Consider the following 13869-nt stretch of genomic DNA (forward strand, 5'->3'; position numbering starts at 1 on the left):
CGCGCCCGACCGCGATCTCGAGGCGGCACTCTGATTGGCGATGCATTCGTTTGCCCTTCCACCGTTCGTCGGAACGCTGACCATCGACCGGGACGCAGTGGTTGTCGCCGTCGATTCCGCGGGCAGGCGGGTGCTCGGCGTCAGTGACCAGGCACCGGTGGCCGGCTCGCCGGTGGAGGCGATCCTGGCGCCGCACCTCGCCGAACTGATCCGCTCCTACCTGGACACCGGCGGACCCCATGGTGCGGTGTTCGACGCCGAATGCCTGCAGGTCGTCGTCCGGGCCGCCGACGACCCGGGCCTCTACACGATCACCGTCGAGAACATCGAGGCCAGGCAGGCGGCGTGGCATCGGCTCCACCTCACCCAGACCACGATCGACCGGATCACCGACATGATCATCTGGCTCGACCGGGACGGCCGCTACGTCTACGTCAACCCGGCCGCGACCGCTCTGCTCGGGTATTCGGCCGAAGAGCTGGCCGGCATGCGCGTGGTCGACATCGACCCGCTGTTCGACGAACAGCGCTGGCGGGAGCACTGGCAGGAGATCGTCGAGCGCAAGTCCTTCACGATCGAGACCGTCAACACCACCAAGGCCGGGGTCGAGTTGCCGATCGAGGTGACGGTCAACTACGTCGAGCACGACGGCGCCCAGTACAACTGCTCGATCGTCCGGGACATCTCCGAACGCAAGCTGGTCGAATCCCGGCTGCTCGAACTCAACGAGAAGATCACCCGCCTGTCGATCACAGACGATCTGACCGGCATCGCCAACCGCCGCCATTTCGATGCCCTCATGGCCGAGCAGATCGAGGCTCACACGGCATCGGGGCAATCGCTGTCGGTGGTCATGCTGGACGTGGATCATTTCAAGGCGTTCAACGACCAGTACGGCCACGCCAGGGGGGACGACTGTCTGCGCAGTGTCGCCGCGGTCGTGCAGCGCATCGTCGCCGAGTCGGGCGGTATCGCCGCACGCTACGGGGGTGAGGAATTCATCTGCCTGCTGCCTGCTGCGGACGAGGCCGCCGCTCACGCGGTGGCGGCGGGCATTGTGGATTCGGTCGCCGCGCTGGCGATCCCGCACCGGACGTCGGGGGTCGCGGACGTCGTCACGGTCAGCATCGGGGTGCTGACGGCGCGGAACCCCTTCGATGCCGGAGACATCTTGGCCACCGTGGACGCGCGGCTCTACCGGGCCAAGCGGGAGGGCCGTAACCGGATGGTGCTGGGCGGCGGGTGAGCGGGTCCGCCGCCTGTCGTGACGCACCAGGATCGGTCGATGGCCAGCCGAATAAGATCGTGGGATGACTACTGCCCCGTCAACCGCGGCCGACCTGCTCGACTACGACGACGTCGTCGCCCGGTTCGACCCGGTGCTCGGCCTCGAGGTGCACGTCGAGCTGTCGACGGCCACCAAGATGTTCTGCCCCTGCTCGACGACCTTCGGCGCGGAGCCCAACACGCAGGTGTGCCCGGTGTGCCTGGGCCTACCGGGCGCCCTTCCGGTGCTCAACGAGGCCGCCGTCGAGTCGGCGATCCGGATCGGTCTCGCGCTGAACTGCGAGATCGCCTCGTGGTGCCGGTTCGCCCGGAAGAACTACTTCTATCCCGACCAGCCGAAGAACTACCAGATCTCCCAGTACGACGAGCCGATCGCGTTCAACGGCTATCTCGACGTCCCGCTGGACGACGGCACCACCTTCCGGATCGAGATCGAGCGCGCGCACATGGAGGAGGACACCGGCAAGCTGACCCACGTGGGCAGCGACACCGGTCGCATCCACGGGGCGACCACCTCGCTGCTGGACGTCAACCGTGCCGGGGTGCCGCTGATCGAGATCGTCACCAAGCCGGTCGAGGGTGCCGGGGATCGCGCCCCGGAGGTGGCCCGCGCCTACGTGACCGCCCTACGGGACCTGTTGCGCGCGTTGGACGTCTCCGATGTGCGGATGGATCAGGGCTCGCTGCGCTGTGACGCCAACGTCTCGCTGCGGCCGATCGGACAAGTGGAGTTCGGTACCCGCACCGAGACCAAGAACGTCAACTCGCTCAAGAGCGTCGAAGTCGCCGTGCGCTACGAAATGCGCCGTCAGGCAGCCATTCTCGTCGACGGTGGCAAGGTTCACCAGGAGACCCGGCACTTCCACGAGGACGGCTACACCTCGCCGGGCCGGGACAAGGAAACCGCCGAGGACTACCGCTACTTCCCCGAGCCGGATCTGGAGCCGGTGGCACCCGGTGCCGAGCTGATCGAGCGCTTGCGTACCACCATCCCCGAGCTTCCGTGGTTGTCGCGCAAGCGGATTCAGGACGAGTGGGGAGTCTCCGACGAGGTCATGCGCGACCTAGTCAACGCCGGGGCCGTCGAGCTGGTGGCTGCCACCGTCGCAGCCGGCGCGCCCAGCGAGCAGGCCCGCGCCTGGTGGGGAAACTTTCTGGTGCAGAAGGCCAACGAGGCAGGTATCGAGCTGTCCGATCTGGCCATCACGCCGGCTCAGGTCGCGACGGTGGTCGCTCTGGTCGACGCGGGCAAGTTGTCGAACAAGTTGGCCCGCCAGGTCATCGAGGGGGTGCTTGCCGGTGAGGGTGAGCCCGAGCAGGTGATGACTGATCGCGGCCTGGCACTGGTCCGTGACGACTCACTGATCCAGACCGCTGTCGACGAGGCGCTCGCGGCCAACCCCGATGTGGCGGAGAAGATCCGCGGCGGCAAGGTGCAGGCGGCCGGTGCGATCGTCGGTGCGGTGATGAAGGCCACCAAGGGTCAGGCGGACGCCGCGCGGGTGCGCGAGTTGGTCATGGCCGCCTGCGGACAGGCCGGCTGACCACTGTCACTGCCGTTGGCCGAGCCACCAACGGCCGTGGAGCCGCTGACAGTGCCGGGCCGACAGCGGCTCGGGCCCGTCGTAGCCCGGCAGCACCGCCGCGGCGCCGGTGAAATCCTGGTGCGCCGTGTAGTCGGTGGTCACGATGACCGTCGCCAGCCCCGCGCCGCTGGCCGCCTTGAGGCCCACTTCGGAGTCTTCGACGGCCATCGCGCTCTGCGGCCGTAGCCCCAACTCGTGCAGGGCCCGCTGGTAGGCCTCGGGGTCCGGCTTGAGCCTGGTGACGTCCTCACCGGTGATCATCACCTCGACCACGCCGTCGCCGATCAACTGCCGGACCAGCGGCTCCACCCAGGACCGCCGCCCGGTGGTGGCGATCGCGATGCGGATGTCGGCGCAGTGTAGGCCCCAGATGAGGTCCAGCAGTCCGGGGCGCGCGTCGATGTCGCCGTTCAGGATCGAGTCGCGGAACAACGCGGTCTTGGTCTCGTGCACCGCGGTGGCCAGCCGGTCGGCGGCCTCGCCGTATCCGCGGGCCAGCAGGTCGGCGGCGATTCGCCGCCGGCCGCCGGTGATCCGCAACAGCCGGCCGTAGCGGTCGGCATCCCAGAACACGTCGAGCCCGTGCTGGGCGAATGCGGCGTTGAAGGCGAGCCGGTGGCCGTCGCGTTCGGTGTCGGCGATGGTGCCGTCGACATCGAAGATGACGGCCTCTAGCGCGGCCACGTCGGCGTAGGCGCCGCGCGCCCGATCCCACCAGAACGATCTGGTGATGGTGTCCGCGTGCATGACCGCCACCCACGCAGTATCACCTGGGCCGATACCCCCGGGCATCCCCCGATCAGGGGATTGGGGTGGCGTAACTTCACCCGTGCCGTCACCCCCTACCGGCCCGCGGTCAGCACGTGGTGCATCAGCACCATCTGCGTGATCGCCAGCGGCGTGCTGCGCTCGTCGGCGCCGATTCGGCCCAGCGTGTCGGGGACCGCCGAACCGTCCTGACCGAGCGCGTGCCACACCATCTTCTCGGCGGTGGCGTTGTCCTCCGGGCCGGCGTACCCGTGTACGTGCACGCTGTCGACCGGACGTCCGTCGCCGTCGCGGGCCAGGCGCATATGGATGGTTCGGGCCATCCCCGGCTGCAGTACCTCGGTCAGGTCGGGTTGCGCGATCGTGGTGCGCAGCAGCAGCGAGACCGACAAGGGCGTGCCCGGGGCGTCGTCGCGGGCCTCGATCGGGGCGAACCGCACGACGATGTCGGCGTGGGACCGCTGCGGTCGGATGAATTGCACGGATTCCGGTTCCCGCTCGACGAGTTCGGCCAGCACCTGCTCCTGCGTGTAGCCGCGGCTGGTGGTGTCACGAGCGACCTTCCAGGCGCGGCGGATGTGTTCGGGCGGGTCGAGGTAGACGGTGACGTCGAAACAGGCCCGAGCCAGTTTGCTGTGCAACGGCAGCAACCCCTCGACCACGATCACCTCGGTCGGCTCGACCAGCTGCGGGCGGATCAGCCGTCCGGTGCTGTGGTCGTAGACGGGTTTGAGGATGGGCTGCCCGGTGGCCAGCAGCTGCAGGTGCTGGGCCAGGATCGGGAGGTAGTGGCAGTCCGGGTGCAGCGCGGTGAACGGTTTGTGCGCGCGTTCGTAGCGGTCGTATCGGTGGTAGTCGTCGGTGGACAAGATCGTGCACCGCGCCGGCCCCAGTGCGTCCACAATGCCCTGGGCCACCGTCGATTTGCCGGCCGCGCTGTCCCCGGCGATGGCCAGCAGCACCGGTCGGCGGCGATCCTCCTGCGAGGCGCGACGAATCCGAATCATCTTGTCAGCCATCGCCATCCGGAGGGTTGTCGAGCGAGTGGTCCAGCACCCGCAGCGCGGCGTCGGCCACCGCCGCCGCGGACAGGCCGAGGTGTTCGGCGACCTGCGCGCCGGGGCCGCTCTCACCGAACCGGTCGATGCCGACCACCGTGTCGCGTGGGCCGGCCAGCGCCCGCCAACCGGTCGGCACGCCGGCTTCGATCCACACCGCCGGAACATCGGGCAATCCGCGGGTGTCGCGGTCGGCCTCGAGCCACTCGCGACACATCACCGAGGTGACCGCTGCGGCCACCCCGCGATGGGCCAGCAGGTCGGCGGCCTGCCGCGCGAGGGCGACTTCGGAACCCGAGGCCGCCAGGACGATGTCGGCCCGCTCGGGGGTGCGGACCGCCCTGGCGCCCCGGGCGCGGGCGTCGTCCAGGCCGGCGCTACCCAGCGCGGGCAGGTCCTGCCGGGACAAGACCAACGCCGTCGGCCCGTCCAGGTTGGCGGCCGCCAGTTCCCAGGCCAGTGCGGTTTCGGCGGCGTCGGCGGGTCGCAGCACCGTCAGCCCGGGGATCAGCCGCAACGACTCGAGCTGTTCGATCGGTTGGTGGGTGGGCCCGTCCTCGCCCACGTGCACGGAGTCGTGGGTGAACAGGTAGATCACCGGTAGCCGCATCAGCGCCGACAGCCGCAGCGCCGGGCGCAGATAGTCGGCGAACACCAAGAACGTGCTGCCGAATGGGCGCAGCCCGCCGTGCAGCGCGATGCCGTTCATCACCGCCGCCATCGCGTGTTCGCGGATGCCGAAGTGGATGGTACGGCCCGCGTAGTCGCCGGGGCCGACATCGCCCCCGGGGATCGCGGTGTTGGTCGATGCCGCGAGGTCGGCGGAGCCGCCGATCAGCCCGGGGTACACCTCGGCGAGAGCGGTCAGCGCCGCACCGGATGCCTTGCGGGTGGCCATCGTCGAGTCCGCGACCTGGCTCTCGAGCTCGGTCAGCACATCCAGTGTGGCTGGCTCCGGCACGCGATCAAGCGGGAAGTGTTGGGCCAGTCCGGGATTGCGCGCGGCCCAGTCGGCGTGGCTGTGCTCCCAGACCGCACGGGCGGCCGCACCCTGTGCTGCGGCCGCCGTCGCGGTGTCCGAAACCGATTCGGGAACATGGAATTCGGCATCCGGCCAGTCCAGGCGCGCTCGCATCGCCGCGAGCGTCTGGGTGCCCAGCGGGCTGCCGTGCGCCTTCGACGTACCTTCCACGCCGGGCGCGCCGTCGCCGATCGTGGTCTTCACCCGGATGAATGTCGGCCGGTCCTCATGGTCCCGGGCGCGGCGCAAGGCGCGGTCCAGGGCGGGCACATCGTTGCCGTCGTCGACGCGCAGCACGTGCCATCCGTAGGCGGCGAAGCGGGCCTCGACGTCGTCGGCGCAGCTGCGGTGAGCAGGGCCGTCGATGGTGATGTCGTTGTCGTCGAATATCACCGCGAGCTTGCCGAGTCCGAGCCGCCCGGCCAGCGACGCCGCCTCATGGCTGATGCCTTCCATCAGACAACCGTCGCCGGCCAGAACCCACACCCGGTGGTCGACGACGGTGTGTTCGCCAGTGTTGCAACGTTGCGCCAGCATCCGTTCGGCCAGCGCCAGACCCACCGCATTGGCCAGGCCCTGCCCGAGCGGCCCGGTGGTGGTCTCGACGCCAGGAGTCTGCCCGTACTCCGGGTGACCCGGGGTCTTCGACCCGAGCTGGCGGAACCGGCGCAGTTCGCTGACCGGCAGGTCGTAACCGAACAGGTGCAGCAGGGCGTAGAGCAGCATCGAGCCGTGGCCGGCCGAGAGCACGAACCGGTCCCGGTCCGGCCAGTGCGGATCGGCGGGATCGTGGCGAAGATGTCGCGACCACAGCGTCCATGCGATACCGGCCGCGCCCAGCGGCAACCCGGGGTGACCGCTGTTGGCGGCCTGCACGCCGTCCGCGGACAGGAACCGAAGTGTGTTGATCGCCAGCACATCCAGCTCGCTGGTGCGGTCTTCGCCTTCGCGGGTCGGGACTGTCGAACTCGTCGTCATCGCAACACCAGCCGTTGTGTTGCGGCGCTGCGCATCTGGTGAGTGCGTTCGCTCATGGTGCCGGGGCCGCTGAACAGCGCCGAGCCGGCACAGAACACGTCGGCACCGGCCGCAGCCGCCGCGCCGATGGTGGTCGGGCCGATTCCGCCGTCGACCTCCAGCTCGATATCCAAACCGCGGCGGTCGATTTCGGCCCGCGCGGCGGCGATCTTGGGTTCCATGTCGGCCAGGTAGCGCTGGCCGCCGAAGCCGGGGTTCACCGTCATCACCAGCAGCAGATCGGTCAGCTCGAGGACGTTGACGACGGCCTCGAGTGGGGTGGCGGGATTGAGCGCCACGCCCGCGAGTGCCCCGAGATCCCTGATGTGGGAGAGGGTTCGATGCAGATGGCGGCAGGCCTCGGCGTGCACGATGACGATCTGGCAGCCCGCGTCGACCCAGCGGTGCAACATCGGATCCGGGTCGTCGACCATGAGGTGGGCTTCGAAACCGATGGGCGTGCGGTCGCGGTTGGCGGCGATCACATCGGGTCCGAAGGTCAGGTTGGGCACGAATGACCCGTCCATCACGTCCCATTGGATGCGGTCGATGCCGGCCTGGCCGATCCGCTCGACATCGTGGCCGAGCTCGGCGAAGTTCGCCGGCAGCACCGAGGCAACCAGCTTCGGCGCGGACATCGTCTTCATGGCCATCAGGACCCACCTCCTCGTTTCTGGCCCGATGCTAGGGCGGTGAGGCGGGGGCTGATGTCCCCCGGAGGGGGGACCGATCGAGTTAAGTTGCCGGGGTTGAAAAGACCGGTGCCTTATCGTGGTGCCATGCCGCCGACGAATGGACCTGTGCGGGTCGTGCTTGTCGACGATCACGAGATGGTGATCGAAGGCCTCAAAGCCATGCTCTCCCCGTTCAAGAACCGGGTGCGGGTGGTGGGCGAGGCGGTCGGCGTCGACAAGGCACTGACGGTGATCGCCGGTCTCAAGCCCGACATCGTGTTGTGCGACGTCCGGATGCAGGGCGCCAGCGGCCTGGATCTGTGCCGCGCGGTCCGGGAGCGCGATCCCGAGCGCAAGGTGATCCTGCTGTCGGTCTACGACGACGAGCAGTACCTGTTCCAGGCGCTGCGGGTGGGTGCATCGGGTTATCTGTTGAAGGGGATCAGCAGCGACGAACTGGTGCGCCAGCTGGAGTTGGTGCACGGCGGTGCGACGGCGATCGACCCCGGGCTGGCCGCCCGCGCGGTGGACACCGCCGCCCGGCTGCAGCGCGACGAGTTCTGGCCCGGCGCCCGCCAGGGCCTGACCCAGCGTGAGAGCGAGATCCTCTCGTTCGTGGTGACCGGGCTGTCCAACCGCGGAATCGCCAGCAAGCTGGTGATCGGCGACGAAACCGTGAAAAGCCATCTGCGGTCGATCTATCGCAAGTTGGGGGTCAGTGACCGCACCAGCGCAGTGGCCACCGCGCTGCGGGAGGGCATCTTCCAGTGACGCCGTCCGGCGGACTGGGCGCCCACGATGTCCACGGCCTGGTCGACGCCGACCGGGAAGTGGCGCTGCTGCTCGACATCATCGCCGCGACCTCCAGCGGCCCTGGCGTCGAGCCGATGGCGGCCGCGGTCGCGCGGATGATCACCGCCGCCACCGCATCCGACGTGTGCTTCGTCCACGTGCTCGACGACACGGATCGGTCGTTGACCCTGGCCGGCGCCACCCCGCCGTTCGACGAGCAGGTCGGGCGTGTCCGCCTGCCACTGGGTTCGGGTGTGTCGGGCTGGGTGGCCAGCCATCGCGAGCCGGTGGTGATCGTCAGCAACAAGGAAGACGACCCACGATACGTGCCGATCGGTTCGCTCCGGGGTTCGGATTTCACGTCGATGGCGTCGGTGCCGATGGAGACCGAACCGGGCGGGCTGGTCGGAGTTCTCAACGTACACAGCATTTCTCGCCGCGATTTCACTCCTCGCGACATTCAGCTGCTGCTGGTCATCGGGCGGCTGATCGCGGGCGCGCTGCACCAGGCGCGGTTACACCGGCAGCTGTCCGCGCGCGAACGAGCCCATGAGAACTTCGCCGAGCAGGTGATCGCCGCCCAGGAGAGCGAGCGGCGCAGGCTGGCCGCCGATATCCACGACGGCATCTCTCAGCGCCTGGTCAGCCTCACGTATCGGCTGGACGCGGCGGCGCGAGCCGTCGACGACTCCGACACCGCCGAGGCGGCCGAGCAGATCGAAAAGGCGCGCGACCTGGCTGATCTGACCCTCGCCGAGGCGCGCTCGGCCATCGGCGGGCTTCGGCCGCCGGTGCTCGACGACCTCGGTCTGGCCGGCGGGCTGGCCAGCCTGGCGTCCTCGATCATGGAGGTCGACCTGGAGCTCGAGCTCGCCGACGAGCGGTTACCCGAGCACATCGAGGTCGCGCTGTACCGCATCGCCCAGGAGAGCCTGCAGAACGTGGTCAAGCATTCCCGGGCGTTGACGGCCGCAGTGTCGTTCACCGTTGCCGGCGGAGCCGCCAGGCTCGAGGTGTCCGACAACGGCATCGGCTTCGACCCGGGCGCCGAACGGGTGCCCGGCACCAACAACGTCGGCGGCTACGGCATGCTGTCGATGGCCGAGCGGGCTGAACTCGTCGGGGGCCGGCTCGCGGTCCGGTCCCGCCCCGGCTCGGGAACCACTGTGACGGTGACGATTCCGCTCGACGTGGCCGAGACGGTTCAGACCGACTGAAGCCGGCCGCGCATCCGGACGGCGGCGGAGTTGGCGGCGACGTGTTCGGACAGTGCCGCCTGACCGTCAGCCACCCGGTCCTCGTCACCGCGCCAGGCGGCCAGCGCCGGCGACACCAGGGCCCGCCCGAACGAGAACGTCAGCGGCCAAGCAGTGTCGTGACGCTGCATGGCGGCCAGGTTGGCGGTAGCCCGCTGCGGGGGTTGTCCGCCGGACAGGAAGGCCACCCCGGCCAGGTCGCCGGGCCAGCTGCGCAGCACCTCTACGGTGGCGGCAGCCACGTCGTCCGGTGCCGCCGGCCCGCCCGGATTCTCTGATCCTTCGGTGACCATGTTCGGCTTGAGCACGATGCCGGCCAGGTCGACGTTGAGCAGCGCCAGATGTTCGCGCACTGCCTGGTGGACGGCGGCGGTGACTTCGGCGCACCGGCCGATGCCGTGCGTTCCGGCCATCAGCACCTCGGGCTCGACGATCGGCACCAGCCCGGCTTCCTGGCAGGCCGCCGCGTAGCGCGCCAGCGCGTTGGCGTTGGCGACGATCGAGCCGCGGCTGGGTGTGGTGTCGGTGATCGTGAACACCGCCCGCCACTTGGCGAACGCGGCACCGAGTTCGGCATAGCCGGCCAGTCGCGAGGCCAGTCCGTCGAGCCCTTCGGTGATCGTCTCCCCGGGCAGTCCCGGGCACGGCTTGGCGCCGGTGTCGACCTTGATACCGGCCAGGATGCCGCGGGCCCGGCAGGCGTCGGCGAACGGTGTGCCGTCGGCGAACGTCTGGCGCAGCGTCTCGTCGCAGAAGATGATGCCGGACACCCCGTCTGCCAAACCCGGCGTGGCCGAGAGCAATTCCCGGTAGTCGCGGCGACTCTGCGCGGTGGGCTCGACGCCGGCATCCGCCAGCCGCGACGACATGGTGGCGACGCTCTCGTCGGCGGCCAGGATGCCCTTGCCGAACGTGGTCATCTGCTTGGCGACCTGTCGGGTCGTGGTCATGGGCTGCTCCTGTCCTGAAAACGTGACGTCGCGTGTCGTCGACGGTGGCCGTCACGGTAGAGACGGCAGGTCCCGGCCTGCCTCACCCAGGCGGTGGACGGTCCGGGGGACCGCCAATAGTGAAGTAAAAGATTCAGAATAAGGGCAGAATTCTCGATAGACAGCTTCATTGTCGGACGGGCAGCATTCGAGACATGACACAGAGATGGAACGCGGGGGTCATCCCCTACGCAGAGATGGGTTACTGGCAGCCGGACTACGTGCCGAAGGATTCCGATGTCCTGTGCGCCTTCCGGATCACTCCCCAGGACGGGGTGCCGCCGGAGGAGGCCGGCGCCGCCGTGGCCGGCGAATCCAGCACCGCCACCTGGACGGTGGTCTGGACCGACCGGCTGACCACCTTCGAGCACTACCAGGCCAAGTGCTACCGGGTCGACGCGGTGCCGGGAACGCCCGGGCAGTGGATCGCCTGGATCGCCTACGACCTGGATCTGTTCGAGGAGGGCTCGATCGCCAACCTCACCAGCTCGATCATCGGCAACGTGTTCGGGTTCAAACCGCTGAAGGCATTGCGGTTGGAGGACATGCGGATCCCGACCCAGTACGTCAAGACGTTCCAGGGACCCGCCCACGGAATCGTCATGGAGCGTGAGCATCTGGGCAAGTTCGGTCGCCCCCTGCTGGGCGCCACCACCAAACCCAAGCTCGGTCTGTCGGCCCGCAACTACGGCCGGGTCGTCTACGAGGCGTTGCGCGGCGGCCTCGACTTCACCAAGGACGACGAGAACATCAACTCCCAGCCGTTCATGCGGTGGCGCGACCGCTTCCTGTACTGCATGGAGGCCGTCAACCGCGCGCAGGCCGCCACCGGCGAAATCAAGGGCCACTACCTCAACATCACCGCCGGAACCATGGAGGAGATGTACCAGCGGGCCGACTTCGCCGCCGAGTTGGGTTCGGCGATCGTGATGATCGACCTGACGATCGGCTACACCGCGATCCAGTCGATGGCCAAGTGGGCTCGCGACAACAGCGTGATCCTGCATCTGCACCGCGCCGGCCACGGCACCTACACCCGGCAGAAGACGCACGGAGTGAGCTTCCGGGTGATCTCGAAATGGATGCGGCTGGCCGGTGTCGACCACATCCATGCCGGCACCGTGGTCGGCAAGCTGGAAGGCGACCCCAACACCACCGCCGGGTTCTACGACACCCTGCGGCGCGACCACATCGACGCCGACCCGGTCAAAGGCCTGTTCTTCGACCAGGATTGGGCCTCGATGCCCGGCGTCATGCCGGTGGCCTCCGGCGGCATCCACGCCGGCCAGATGCACCAGCTGATCCACTACCTCGGCGAGGACGTGGTGTTGCAGTTCGGTGGCGGCACCATCGGGCACCCGATGGGCATCGCTGCGGGCGCCGAGGCGAATCGGGTGGCGCTCGAGGCGATGATCAAGGCGCGCAACGAGGGTCGCGATTACTTCAGGGAGGGCCCGGAGATCCTGAAGAAGGCCGCCGCGCGTAACCGGGCGCTGGATACCGCGCTCGCGACCTGGGGTGACATCACGTTCAACTACGAATCCACCGACACCCCCGACGTCGTCGCCACCCCCACGAGCATCTGAGGAGATGAGCATGCGCATCACGCAGGGAACGTTCTCGTATCTGCCGGACTTCACCGACGACGAGATCACCGCCCAGATCGACTACGCACTGACCAACGGCCGGCCGCTGTCGGTGGAGTTCACCGACGATCCGCACCCGCGCAACGTCTACTGGGAAATGTGGGGGCTGCCGATGTTCGACCTGATGGACGCCGCGGGCGTGCTGATGGAGGTCAACGCCTGCCGGGCCGCCTACCCGAATCACTACATCCGGCTCAACGCCTACGATGCCGGCCTCGGCAGGCAGACCACGGCATTGTCGTTCATCGTCAACCGGCCGCCGGACGAACCGGGCTTCCGGGTGGACCGAGCCGAACGGGCCAACCGCACCATCGGCTACACCACGCACGCCTACGCCACCGACCGCCCGGCCGGCGAACGCTATCCCGGCCAGTGAGGCCACGGTGACCACGGCCGCCAATCCGCGGGTGTCGTTCGGGTTCCGGCCCGGCGACACCGAGCCCGAGGTGCTGTCGGCCGACGCCGTCGTGGATCTCACTGCCGCCCGGCATGATTCGGGCATCGACGATGTTCTTGGCCGGCTCGACACCGAGCTGGTGGGTCTCGAGCCGGTCAAGACGCGGATCGCCGAGATCGCCGCGCTGCTGCTGGTGGACCGGATGCGGGCACGCTTCGGCGTCGAGGCGGTGGCGCCCACCCTGCACATGTGCTTCACCGGAAACCCGGGCACCGGCAAGACCACGGTGGCGTTGCGGATGGCCGAGCTGCTGCACCGGCTCGGCTATCTGCGGCGCGGGCATCTGGTCAGTGTCACCCGCGACGACCTGGTGGGGGAGTACGTCGGGCACACCGCGCCCAAGACCAAAGAGGTCATCAAGCGGGCGATGGGCGGCGTGCTGTTCATCGACGAGGCCTACTACCTGTACAAGGTCGGCAACGAGCGGGATTACGGGTCCGAGGCGATCGAGATCCTGCTGCAGGTGATGGAGAACCATCGTGACGATCTGGTGGTGATCCTGGCCGGGTACGCCGACAAGATGGACCAGTTCTTCTCGGCCAACCCGGGGATGCAGAGCCGGGTGGCTCACCACATCACGTTCCCGGACTACACCGTCGGCGAGCTCGCCCAGATCGCGGCTCTGATGACCGAGTCCATGGGCTATCGGTTCTCCGATGCGGCCGCGTCGGTGTTCGACGACTATCTGCGCCTGCGCGTGGACCAGCCTTGGTTCGCCAACGCCCGCAGCGTGCGCAATGCGCTGGAGCGCGCGCGGCTGCGACACGCGCGACGGCTGTTGGCCGGCCCCGGCCTGGTCGGGCTGGCAGAGTTGTCCACGATCGAACCCGCAGATCTGTTGAGCAGCCGGGTGTTCGGCGACGGCGGAAGTGAGGCGCGGCAATGACGACGAAGGCCAGGCTGCGTGCTCTCGTCGAGCTCGCCGACACCGGATCGGTGCGGGGCGCCGCGGAACGGTTGGTGGTCACCGAGTCGTCGATCTCGTCGGCGGTGCGGGCGTTGTCGGCGGAGATCGGTATCGCCCTGATCGACCGCAACGGCCGGGGAGTCAAGCTGACCGCCGCCGGGCAGCGCTACGTCGAATACGCCCGACGCATCCTCGGCCTGCACGACGAGGCGATCCTGGCCGCGCGCGGCGAAGCCGATCCGGAGAACGGCTCGGTGCGGCTGGCCGCCGTCACCACCGCCGGCGAGCTGCTGATCCCGGCGGCGCTGGCGTCGTTTCGGGCCGAGCACCCGGGGGTCGTGCTGCATCTGGAGGTGGCCTCGCGCAATGCGGTCTGGCCGATGCTGGCCCGCCACGAGGTCGACCTGGTGG

The 13869-nt window shown here is 68.7% G+C and carries 13 protein-coding genes; 8 read left to right on the top strand and 5 right to left on the bottom strand.

Going from position 1 to position 13869, the window contains the following annotated elements:
* The first annotated feature begins 40 nt into the window (after positions 1–40).
* Positions 41–1246 (top strand): diguanylate cyclase, encoded by a 1206-nt coding sequence (locus MSZK_RS09350; protein WP_099247137.1) that lies wholly within the window; start codon positions 41–43, stop codon positions 1244–1246.
* Positions 1247–1310: 64 nt separating this feature from the next.
* Positions 1311–2831 (top strand): Asp-tRNA(Asn)/Glu-tRNA(Gln) amidotransferase subunit GatB, encoded by a 1521-nt coding sequence (gene gatB, locus MSZK_RS09355; protein ID WP_099247139.1) that lies wholly within the window; start codon positions 1311–1313, stop codon positions 2829–2831.
* 6 nt (positions 2832–2837) lie between these two features.
* Here gatB and MSZK_RS09360 read toward each other — a convergent pair whose 3' ends face one another.
* The 4 genes from MSZK_RS09360 to rpe form a co-directional block, all read right to left on the bottom strand.
* On the bottom strand, positions 2838–3620 hold the full coding sequence (locus MSZK_RS09360; RefSeq protein ID WP_099247219.1) for an HAD-IA family hydrolase: 783 nt from the start codon (positions 3618–3620) through the stop codon (positions 2838–2840).
* 95 nt (positions 3621–3715) lie between these two features.
* Positions 3716–4660: a phosphoribulokinase gene (locus MSZK_RS09365; RefSeq protein ID WP_099247221.1), complete on the bottom strand. Its 945-nt coding sequence runs from the start codon at positions 4658–4660 to the stop codon at positions 3716–3718.
* Positions 4653–6698: a transketolase gene (tkt, locus tag MSZK_RS09370; protein WP_099247141.1), complete on the bottom strand. Its 2046-nt coding sequence runs from the start codon at positions 6696–6698 to the stop codon at positions 4653–4655. The genes MSZK_RS09365 and tkt overlap by 8 nt, the downstream gene beginning before the upstream one ends.
* Complete coding sequence (rpe, locus tag MSZK_RS09375) at positions 6695–7390, bottom strand: ribulose-phosphate 3-epimerase (RefSeq protein ID WP_199203263.1); 696 nt, start codon at positions 7388–7390, stop codon at positions 6695–6697. Before rpe ends, tkt begins: the two co-directional genes overlap by 4 nt.
* A 126-nt stretch (positions 7391–7516) precedes the next feature.
* Here rpe and MSZK_RS09380 point away from each other — a divergent pair, with 126 nt between their 5' ends.
* Positions 7517–8182 (top strand): response regulator transcription factor, encoded by a 666-nt coding sequence (locus tag MSZK_RS09380; RefSeq protein ID WP_099247143.1) that lies wholly within the window; start codon positions 7517–7519, stop codon positions 8180–8182.
* On the top strand, positions 8179–9420 hold the full coding sequence (locus MSZK_RS09385; RefSeq protein ID WP_199203264.1) for a GAF domain-containing sensor histidine kinase: 1242 nt from the start codon (positions 8179–8181) through the stop codon (positions 9418–9420). The genes MSZK_RS09380 and MSZK_RS09385 overlap by 4 nt, the downstream gene beginning before the upstream one ends.
* Here MSZK_RS09385 and MSZK_RS09390 read toward each other — a convergent pair.
* On the bottom strand, positions 9408–10409 hold the full coding sequence (locus MSZK_RS09390; protein ID WP_099247145.1) for a class I fructose-bisphosphate aldolase: 1002 nt from the start codon (positions 10407–10409) through the stop codon (positions 9408–9410). The genes MSZK_RS09385 and MSZK_RS09390 overlap by 13 nt on opposite strands.
* A gap of 194 nt (positions 10410–10603) precedes the next feature.
* Here MSZK_RS09390 and MSZK_RS09395 point away from each other — a divergent pair, with 194 nt between their 5' ends.
* The 4 genes from MSZK_RS09395 to MSZK_RS32610 form a co-directional block, all read left to right on the top strand.
* On the top strand, positions 10604–12034 hold the full coding sequence (locus tag MSZK_RS09395) for a form I ribulose bisphosphate carboxylase large subunit (RefSeq protein ID WP_099247147.1): 1431 nt from the start codon (positions 10604–10606) through the stop codon (positions 12032–12034).
* Between the two features lie 10 nt (positions 12035–12044).
* The gene (locus MSZK_RS09400) at positions 12045–12470 is read left to right on the top strand and encodes a ribulose bisphosphate carboxylase small subunit (RefSeq protein ID WP_099247227.1); all 426 of its coding nucleotides are present in this window, start codon (positions 12045–12047) and stop codon (positions 12468–12470) included.
* 7 nt (positions 12471–12477) lie between these two features.
* Positions 12478–13437, top strand: a complete 960-nt coding sequence (gene cbbX, locus MSZK_RS09405) for a CbbX protein (RefSeq protein WP_099247149.1) — start codon at positions 12478–12480, stop codon at positions 13435–13437.
* On the top strand, positions 13434–13869 hold a 436-nt coding region (locus MSZK_RS32610; RefSeq protein WP_233211195.1), incomplete at its 3' end, for a LysR family transcriptional regulator. The genes cbbX and MSZK_RS32610, both read left to right, overlap by 4 nt.

It is taken from the genome of Mycobacterium sp. shizuoka-1 (assembly GCF_002723835.1).
Lineage (GTDB): Bacteria > Actinomycetota > Actinomycetes > Mycobacteriales > Mycobacteriaceae > Mycobacterium.